Source organism: Lactococcus sp. DD01 (assembly GCF_001578715.1).
Taxonomy (GTDB): domain Bacteria; phylum Bacillota; class Bacilli; order Lactobacillales; family Streptococcaceae; genus Lactococcus; species Lactococcus petauri.
Window position 1 is genome coordinate 226374 of record NZ_KQ968940.1, and the last position, 7964, is coordinate 234337.

The window sequence follows — 7964 nt, forward strand, 5'->3', positions numbered from 1 at the left end:
TTGATTTTTGGATAGAAATGAGAAGCACTGAAATCTCGAAAAGTGGGAGAAAACATGACAAAAGAAACTTTCAGAATGAATTTTGCAGGACGCGAGCTTGTTGTTGAAACAGGTCAAGTTGCCAAGCAAGCCAATGGCGCAGTTATTGTTCGCTATGGAGACACAACCGTGCTAACTGCAGCGACCATGTCGAAAAAAATGGCAAACGGTGACTTTTTCCCTTTGCAAGTTAATTATGAAGAAAAAATGTATGCCGCAGGAAAATTTCCTGGAGGTTTTAATAAGCGTGAAGCACGACCATCCACTTATGCTACTCTGACTGCCCGGTTGATTGATCGCCCTATACGCCCAATGTTTGCTGACGGTTTTCGAAATGAAGTACAAGTAATCAATACTGTACTCTCTTATGATGAAAATGCAAGTGGGCGTATGGCAGCGATGTTTGGAAGTTCCTTGGCATTAGCTATTTCAGATATTCCTTTTGACGGTCCGATTGCGGGTGTTGAAGTGGGCTATATCAATGGTGAAATTATCATTAATCCCGATGTTGCACAGATGCAAAAGTCTGATTTGGATCTTGCTGTCGCTGGGAATATTGATGCGATCAATATGGTAGAGTCAGGTGCAAAGGAACTATCAGAAACAATCATGCTCGATGCCCTCCTTGCAGGACACGAAGCGATTAAAGAACTTATTGCTTTCCAAAATGAGATTGTAGCCAAAGTTGGTAAGAACAAGGCAGAAGTTGAACTTCTGCGTGTTGATGAAACATTGAAAGCCCAAATTATTGCAGACTATAATAAAGACTTACAAGCTGCTGTACAAGTAGAAGAAAAACTTGCGCGTGAAGCGGCCACTCAAGCTGTTAAAGATCGTGTCAAAGCAGAATATGAAACAGCTTATGCCGAACATGAAGAGTTTGAGCGCATTATGCGTGATGTTTCTGAGATTCTGGAGGGAATGGAACATACAGAAGTCCGTCGCCTCATAACAGAGGATAAAATTCGCCCTGATGGTCGTAAAGTCGATGAGATTCGTCCTTTAGAAGCAGAAATCGACTTTACACCGAATACAATTACACACGGCTCAGCTCTCTTTACACGTGGGCAAACGCAAGCCTTGTCAACTTTGACTCTGGCTCCGATGGGGGAAGCACAAGTCATTGATGGCTTGGATCTGGAATATAAAAAACGTTTCATGCACCACTATAATTTCCCGCAGTATTCAGTGGGAGAAACTGGACGTTATGGTGCACCTGGTCGCCGCGAAATAGGGCATGGTGCACTTGGTGAGCGTGCGCTTGAGCAAGTTATGCCGTCACTTGAAGAATTTCCTTATGCTGTACGTTTAGTTGCGGAAGTACTAGAGTCAAATGGTTCTTCATCACAAGCTTCGATTTGTGCAGGAACATTAGCCTTGATGGCTGGAGGAGTACCAATCAAGGCGCCAGTAGCTGGAATTGCTATGGGCTTAATCTCAGACGGCTCCAACTATACTATTTTGACAGATATTCAAGGTTTGGAAGATCACTTTGGCGATATGGATTTCAAAGTTGCTGGTACACGCGAGGGAATTACTGCTTTACAAATGGACATCAAAATTTCAGGAATTACTGCCGAAATTTTGGCAGAAGCACTTGCACAAGCAAAACGCGCCCGCTTTGAAATATTAGATGTGATTGAAGCCACAATTTCGGAACCCCGTCCAAATCTTGCACCATCTGCACCTAAAATTGATACGATTAAAATTGATGCGGATAAAATTAAGGTTGTTATTGGTAAGGGCGGCGAAACGATCGACAAAATCATCGAAGAAACAGGAGTCAAAATTGACATCGATGAAGATGGACTTTGTTCTATCTTTTCTCCTGATCAGATAGCGATTAACCGTGCGAAAGAAATCATTACAGAATTGGTCCGCGAAGCCAAAGTCGGCGATGTGTATGAAGCAAAGGTTGTAAGAATCGAAAAATTCGGTGCATTTGTTCATCTTTTTGGCCATACTGATGCGATGGTACATATTTCAGAACTTGCATGGAATCGCACGAACAAAGTAGAAGATGCTTTGAAGCTTGGAGATGTTGTTAAAGTTAAGATTACAAAAGTTGATGATAAAGGTCGTGTTGATGCCTCAGTACGTGCTTTGCTAGAAAAACCAGAAGGCTATGAAGAACCTGAGCATAAGCCACGCGAACGTCGTAATGGGAAGAACGGTAATGGTCACCGTGGATATCATAAAGAAAAAACAGCTGGTCCTAAATTTGAGCGCCGAGAACGCAAAGCATCAGTCATAGATGAAGAGTTTCCAGAATTATCAACAACTCGACCAGAGTGATAAAAAGGAGGAAGGCGCAGTGTAATGCGCTTTTCCTATAGATTTTTGCTATAATAAATGAATATGAAAAATAAAAAGAGAGGCTTTTGGCAGGAAGCCATCCGTGTCACAAAAGAAAATGATCCTGCTGCACGAACTGGGCTAGAAGTTCTCTTGACTTATCCGGGAGTAAAAGCTTTAGCAGCACATCGTTTTAGTCATTGGCTGTGGACACATAATCTTAAACTTTGGGCGCGTATGAATTCACAGTTTTGGCGTTTTTGGACACAAATCGAAATTCATCCAGGAGCAACGATTGCCCACGGAGTTTTTATCGATCACGGTTCTGGATTGGTTATCGGGGAGACAGCGATAGTAGAAACAGATGTTAAACTTTATCACGGAGTAACCCTTGGAGGGACAGGGAAAGATAAAGGAAAACGTCACCCTACGGTGCGTAAGGGGGCCTTAATATCAGCACACTCACAGCTGCTTGGTCCTATCGAAATTGGCGAAAATGCCAAAGTCGGTGCTGGTGCTGTTGTCGTAAGTGATGTCCCACCTGAAGTTACAGTAGTAGGTATTCCAGCAAAAGTTGTTCGAGTTAAGGGACAAAAAGACTCAGAGAAAATTTCGTCCATAGAAGAAAAAAGGGAGGCGAGCTACCATGCTTCACATCTATAATACAATGACAAGAAAAATCGAGGAGTTCCATCCTCTCGAAGAAAATAAGATAAAGATGTATGTTTGTGGACCAACAGTCTATAACTATATCCATATCGGGAATGCACGATCTGTTGTTGCTTTCGATTTAATCCGTAGATATATGGAATACCGAGGCTTTGAAGTGATTTACGTCTCTAACTTTACAGATGTTGATGATAAAATTATCAAAGGAGCCTCTCAGGAACATCTTACACCACTTGAATTATCCGACAAATATATTGCCGCATTTTATCAAGATACAGATGCTCTCAATGTTAAACGTGCAACGGTAAATCCAAGAGCAACTAACTATATCGACAAGATGATTACCTTTATTCAAGATTTAGTGGATAAAGGGTTCGCTTACGAAGCCGAAGGCGATGTCTATTTCCGTGTTGCAAAATCAAAAGGTTATGCTAAGCTCGCAAATAAAAATTTAGAAGAACTGCTGCAAGGCGCTTCTGGTCGAACAGATGAAGAAACAGTACGTAAAGAAAGCCCAGCGGATTTTGCCTTATGGAAATCCGCGAAAAAAGACGAAATTTCTTGGTCAAGCCCTTGGGGTGAAGGACGTCCAGGGTGGCACATCGAATGTTCAGTGATGAGCAGTGACCTTTTAGGGGATACTTTAGATATACATGCGGGAGGAGCTGATCTGGAGTTTCCTCATCATACCAATGAAATTGCGCAATCAGAAGCTAAAACAGGTAAAAAATTTGTGAACTACTGGATGCACAATGGATTTGTAAATGTTAGCGGTGAAAAAATGTCTAAGTCTTTAGGAAACTTTAAAACCGTGCATGAAATGCTCGACGTAGTAAGTCCAACAGTTCTCCGCTTTTTCTTGGCTACGACTCATTATCGCCGACCTGTTAACTTTACAGATGAAGCCGTACAAGATGCAGAAAATAATGTCAAGAAGATTGAAAATGCTTACCGCAATCTTGAAGTAGAAGGTCAGGCTGACTTAGAAGTTCTTGCTAAATTCAAAGCAGAGTTTGAAACAGCAATGGATGAGGACTTTAATATTGCGAATGGTTTAACTGTTTTTTATAACTTTATCACTTGGGTAAATAAGGGAAATGGTGGATTAGAAGTTAAAGCCTTCTTTGAGGATGTTCTCTTAATTCTCGGTTTGCGTTTTGAAAATCAAGATACAAGATTAGATGCTGAAATTGAAGACTTAATCGAAGCAAGACAAGCGGCAAGAGCAGCACGAGATTTTGCTCAAGCAGATAAGATTCGTGATGAATTAAAGGCACAAGGGATTGTGCTTGAAGATACTGCTCAAGGTGTGAGGTGGCATCGTGAATAAAAAAGATGCAGAGTTATTAAATGGTGTAGCACTCGCCTATATCGGAGATGCTGTTTATGAAGTTTTCGTTAGAGATTATCTCCTCGATAAAGGATTAACCAAACCTGGAGAACTTCAGCGACAAGCCACGCAATATGTTTCCGCTAAAGCACAGGCTGCCTTAATTCGTAAAATGGAAGACGTTGACTTTCTAACAGAAGAGGAACTTCTTTATTTCAAGCGTGGGCGAAATGCGCACTCTAAAACAACAGCGAAAAACACAGATGTTGTGACTTATCGTATATCTACAGGCTTCGAAGCAGTTGTAGGTTTCTTACACTTGACTAAAAAGACCGAACGTTTAGAGGAGTTTGCTGCGTTTTGCATTAAGAATATTGACATATCTGTAAAATAGTGCAAAATATTTCTCAAAAGCATATTTTTTCGTTACAATACATAACAAGAGATGTATATTAAAGAAAAGAAGCTGGACAAGAAATATGTATAGAGTAATCACAATGTCAGGCTATGATGAACCATGGTGGTTTTTTGAAGACTGGCAAAAAGATATTCAATCAGTAGATGAATATGAAGACTTCTATCAAGCTTTGAAAAAGTACAAAAGTGAATGGCTAAAAATGGCAAAAAGCTATAAAGAATTTAAAAGCCAAGATGACCTTTTAGCTGCATTCTGGAGAAGTGGAGATGAGATCTGGTGTGAAGAATGCGCAGGATATCTCCAACGCTATCAAAGTTTGATGCTTTTAGAAGATTGGCATGTACTTCCAGTAGAGAAAAAACGCTGGGCGTATGGTAAATCTTCTGGAGAATTACCTCCTAAATTTTGTAATAAATTTTGGGATAAAAATTAATCAAGTATAAAAGACTTTTAGCCATTAAGCTAGAAGTCTTTTAATGTCAAAAAGTCTCCAAGTAAAACGTTATTGAAGATTAAGTTATTTTGTTATAATTATTTTATAATCAAATTCTAATCGAAATGGAAAGGAGCTTTCCTTGAAAAAACTGCTTGTTATCACAGACGTTACATTAGTTCTTACTGCTGTTCTTTTAATTTTTGCTGTGAAACAGGATGAACATTCTGTTGTCGCGCCAACAATAGAGTTTGCGAAAGCAGACCAATACAGCCCAGCAAAAACAGTTAATATTGAGCAAATAAAGATGGGAAATTTTGAAACTATTCATGGGGATTGGGTTAATTATGAAAGTGATATTGATGGCAGAAGAGCACGTGTTTTGGATTCAAAAGTGACGAAGCAGAAACGGGATTTTTATCTCCAATATGGAGGTATAAATGAACAAACAGGACAGATTTATTTGTGGATGTATTTGGAAGGTATTGCTCCTGAAAATGGTTCCCGATTTGAAATATATCCTAAAGGCACACCTATTCCGGTCAAATTAAGGAACGGCACGATTGATTATTCTGGCAAATATGATCCGACATCTCGAGAAAAAGACAGAATACTACCAGAAGGCTCAGCACTAACAGTAGAGGAACTTGCTTCGTTGGTCTTGTATCGTGATGGTGAAGCAGTATCGTAAAAATAAATAGGAAAATACTCTTGAAAAAATTTTTGAAAAGAGTTAAAATAGTCCTATCATAAAAACTCGATGGTCAAGGCTCGGGAAGATATGTGCTTTTTAGCATGTATTTTTCACTGGCTTTGGCTTTTTGTTTTGTAAAAATGGAGAAATTATGGAATTTCAAGAAAAATATGATGTCATAGTGATCGGCGCGGGACATGCTGGTGTAGAAGCAGCACTCGCTTCAGCTCGTATGGGCACCAAAACCCTTCTATTAACAATTAATCTCGACATGGTTGCTTTCATGCCCTGTAATCCTTCAATCGGAGGTTCTGCCAAAGGAATAGTTGTTCGTGAAATTGATGCCTTAGGTGGCGAAATGGGGCGAAATATTGACAAGACCTATATTCAGATGAAGATGTTGAATACCGGTAAAGGGCCTGCTGTCCGTGCCTTACGTGCACAAGCAGACAAGGCACTATATTCGCAAGAAATGAAGCATACAGTAGAAAATCAAGAGAATCTAACCTTACGTCAAGCTATGGTCGAAGAAATTTTGGTTGATGATGGAAAAGTAACAGGCGTAAAAGTTACAACGGGGGCGAAGTATGCTGCCCAAGCAGTTATTGTTACTACAGGAACTGCTTTACGTGGTGAAATTATCATCGGTGAGCTTAAATATTCCTCAGGACCAAATAATTCGCTAGCCTCTGTCAGCTTGGCTGATAACTTACGCAATTTGGGCTTTGAAATTGGACGCTTTAAAACAGGAACGCCACCACGTGTACTCTCATCAAGTATTAATTACGATGCGACAGAGATTCAACCAGGGGATGAAAAGCCTAATCACTTTAGCTTTTTGTCAAAAGATGAAGATTACCTTACAGAGCAAATTCCTTGTTGGCTGACGTATACAAGTAAGACAACACATGAGATTATACAAGAAAATTTGCACCGTGCTCCAATGTTTTCAGGGATTGTCAAAGGTGTCGGCCCGCGTTATTGTCCTTCTATAGAAGATAAAGTTGTACGCTTTGCAGATAAGCCCCGTCACCAACTTTTCTTAGAACCAGAAGGGCGGAATACAGAAGAAGTATACATCCAAGGTTTATCCACAAGTTTACCGGAAGATGTTCAGTTTGATTTGGTCCGTTCTATTCCTGGTTTAGAAGATGCAAAAATGATGCGTACTGGCTATGCTATCGAATATGATGTGGTATTACCTCACCAGCTCCGTCCAACACTGGAAACGAAACTAGTTTCAGGACTTTTCACTGCAGGACAAACAAATGGTACATCTGGCTATGAAGAAGCAGCTGGACAAGGTTTGGTTGCAGGAATCAATGCAAGTCTTAAAGTTCAAGGTAAAGAAGAGCTCATCCTTAAACGAAGTGATGCATATATCGGTGTAATGATTGATGATCTTGTGACTAAAGGAACTTTAGAACCCTATCGTTTACTGACTTCTCGTGCTGAATATCGTTTGATTTTACGCCATGACAATGCAGATATGCGTTTGACATCTATTGGACGAGAAATTGGCTTAGTTGGTGACGAACGCTGGGAGGCTTTCCAAGATAAACTAACTTCTTACCAAACAGAGATTGCTCGTCTCAATAAAGAAAAACTTAAACCACTTGCCGATACGCAAGAAAAACTTGGGATGATGGGATTTGGGCCAATCAAAGATGCTTTGACGGGTATTGAATTTTTAAAACGTCCTGAAGTGAAGTATTCTGATGTAGTTAGATTTGTCGGTGAATCTTCTGAGAAACTTGATCGAACTGTTATTGAACTTATTGAAACAGAAGTTACCTATGAGGGATACATCAAAAAAGCAAAAGAACAAGTTGAAAAGATGCACCGTTTAGAAGCTAAACGTATTCCTAAAAATATGAATTGGGATGCATTAGACAGTATCGCAACGGAAGCACGCCAAAAATTCAAGAAAATAAATCCTGAAACTTTAGGCCAAGCGAGTCGTATTTCAGGAGTAAATCCTGCCGATATTTCCATTTTGATGGTTTATCTTGAAGGAAAAAGATAAAAAACAAGAAACCAGCCCCCAAAGTGTCTGGTTTTTTATAGTCTGTGAACGTGACAACGG

The 7964-nt window shown here is 40.0% G+C and carries 7 protein-coding genes; all 7 read left to right on the forward strand.

Features of this window, described 5'->3' with window-relative positions; genetic code table 11:
• Positions 1 to 54: 54 nt before the first annotated feature.
• The 7 genes from pnp to mnmG all read left to right on the forward strand — a co-directional run bounded on the left by pnp (position 55) and on the right by mnmG (position 7904).
• Positions 55 to 2334 (forward strand): polyribonucleotide nucleotidyltransferase, encoded by a 2280-nt coding sequence (gene pnp, locus LACDD01_RS08930; RefSeq protein WP_061414526.1) that lies wholly within the window; start codon positions 55 to 57, stop codon positions 2332 to 2334.
• 63 nt (positions 2335 to 2397) lie between these two features.
• A complete protein-coding gene (cysE, locus tag LACDD01_RS08935) occupies positions 2398 to 2997 on the forward strand; it encodes a serine O-acetyltransferase (RefSeq protein ID WP_017370582.1) in 600 nt (199 codons plus the stop codon).
• The gene (gene cysS, locus LACDD01_RS08940; RefSeq protein WP_061414529.1) at positions 2981 to 4333 is read left to right on the forward strand and encodes a cysteine--tRNA ligase; all 1353 of its coding nucleotides are present in this window, start codon (positions 2981 to 2983) and stop codon (positions 4331 to 4333) included. The genes cysE and cysS overlap by 17 nt, the downstream gene beginning before the upstream one ends.
• Positions 4326 to 4727: a Mini-ribonuclease 3 gene (locus LACDD01_RS08945; protein ID WP_017370584.1), complete on the forward strand. Its 402-nt coding sequence runs from the start codon at positions 4326 to 4328 to the stop codon at positions 4725 to 4727. Before cysS ends, LACDD01_RS08945 begins: the two co-directional genes overlap by 8 nt.
• Positions 4728 to 4812: 85 nt before the next feature.
• Complete coding sequence (locus tag LACDD01_RS08950; protein ID WP_017370585.1) at positions 4813 to 5184, forward strand: DUF1033 family protein; 372 nt, start codon at positions 4813 to 4815, stop codon at positions 5182 to 5184.
• 142 nt (positions 5185 to 5326) lie between these two features.
• Entirely contained in the window at positions 5327 to 5875 is a 549-nt protein-coding gene (locus tag LACDD01_RS08955; protein ID WP_061414532.1) for a hypothetical protein, read from the forward strand.
• A gap of 154 nt (positions 5876 to 6029) precedes the next feature.
• Positions 6030 to 7904 (forward strand): tRNA uridine-5-carboxymethylaminomethyl(34) synthesis enzyme MnmG, encoded by a 1875-nt coding sequence (gene mnmG, locus LACDD01_RS08960; RefSeq protein ID WP_061414535.1) that lies wholly within the window; start codon positions 6030 to 6032, stop codon positions 7902 to 7904.
• Positions 7905 to 7964 lie beyond the last annotated feature (60 nt).